Below are 1366 nucleotides of genomic sequence, written 5' to 3'. Positions count from 1 at the left end.
TTCATACGAATAGGTAAGGGTTTGAAGTTATCGCTCCCTTTTCCCCTCGCCCACACCGTACGTGAGGCTTTCACCTCATACGGCGTTCCAACTAGTCCAATTCACTCAGTTCTATGTATTGTGAAATGAAGCTGTTTATCCTAATTTAAGATTAAGTCATTTTCGCATTGTTTCCGTAATTCATTTACCTTTTGAATTTGCTTTTTGCTAAGCTCCAAAATTTTGATTAGAGTTTTGATTTTCTCATTGTCTTTTAAATGTATCAACCGATGAACGGACTCATGTAATATAATCAAATTTGAGTATGCGTCATCCTTTGAGTGCTGATACGGATTTTTATGATGACAATGCCAATCATGTTTCTCCAGCTCTATACCAGTTATGGCACATTTACCATATTGGGCAATAAACTTACTAATGCGATTGTCGTTATACTCAATCGTTCGATTTGGAATAAAGTTTTTCATGACATGAGCTAAAACATTTTTATCAATCGCCTTAAGATTATGATGTATTTTGTCGCGCCCTTTTACCGTATAGTTACAGATATCTTGGGGAAAACATAGATTTGTTTTGTGCCTTTGGGCATGAATAGGGACAAGTACCATATTCTTTATTTTGTAAAGTTTTGCTTTACAGCCTTTATAACGTTTTTGTAATGTTGCAGTCATGTGAGAAAATGTTGCTTCTTTTCTAAGATCCTTTAGTCGATTATATTGCGTCTTGTTTAAATAGGAGGCCAACTCACTTAAATTGTTCATGATTTCAGTTGCTGGTGCATAATAATTTTGAATCCCCATTACAACAGTGTTATAGTGCCATACTGTTTCATTGCATGGTTTTTTCTGAATTGCTTTTATAGAATCCTTAATTTTAATGTGTGCGTTGGACTTAGCTTTTTTCGTCATATTCGATTGGGCAACATGCCCAAACCTGGTTTTACCTTTTCTTTTTACTTTGAAAGAAAATCCAAGGAATTCTGACGAATTCTTCTTCAAGTTAACGACCTTTGATTTTTCCTCACTTGTCTCAAGGTGTAGTCTGGTTTTAAGGAAATCCTTAATGGCATAGTTCATTTTGATAGCTTGTGAGCGAGTGCGGCATAGTACCTTAAAATCATCTGCGTATCTAACGATGTAGCATTCTTTCAGCTTTGATTTTTTGAGTGCTTTTACTTTACTTCCATTATGTTTGTAATTATAGTTGCTTTGAAACGTTTCCCATTGATCACTAACCCACCAATCAAGCTCATTTAATACAATGTTTGAAAGCAGAGGTGAAAGGATGCCGCCTTGCGGGGTTCCTTTTGTCGGTACACCTTCTCCTTCAATCTCAGCTTTCAATAACTTGGATACGATGGAAATTA

At 35.8% G+C, this 1366-nt stretch carries 1 protein-coding gene; it reads right to left on the bottom strand.

The window, feature by feature from the left end:
- Positions 1 to 140: 140 nt before the first annotated feature.
- Positions 141 to 1366: reverse transcriptase domain-containing protein (locus BMZ22_RS16695; protein ID WP_143070004.1), on the bottom strand; the 1226-nt coding region annotated here is incomplete at its 5' end.

Origin of the sequence: Lentibacillus persicus (genome assembly GCF_900112705.1) — a bacterium.
Taxonomy (GTDB): Bacteria; Bacillota; Bacilli; order Bacillales; family Amphibacillaceae; genus Lentibacillus; species Lentibacillus persicus.
Note: the sequence above shows the minus strand (reverse complement) of the source record. Positions and strands in the feature narration are given on the sequence as shown.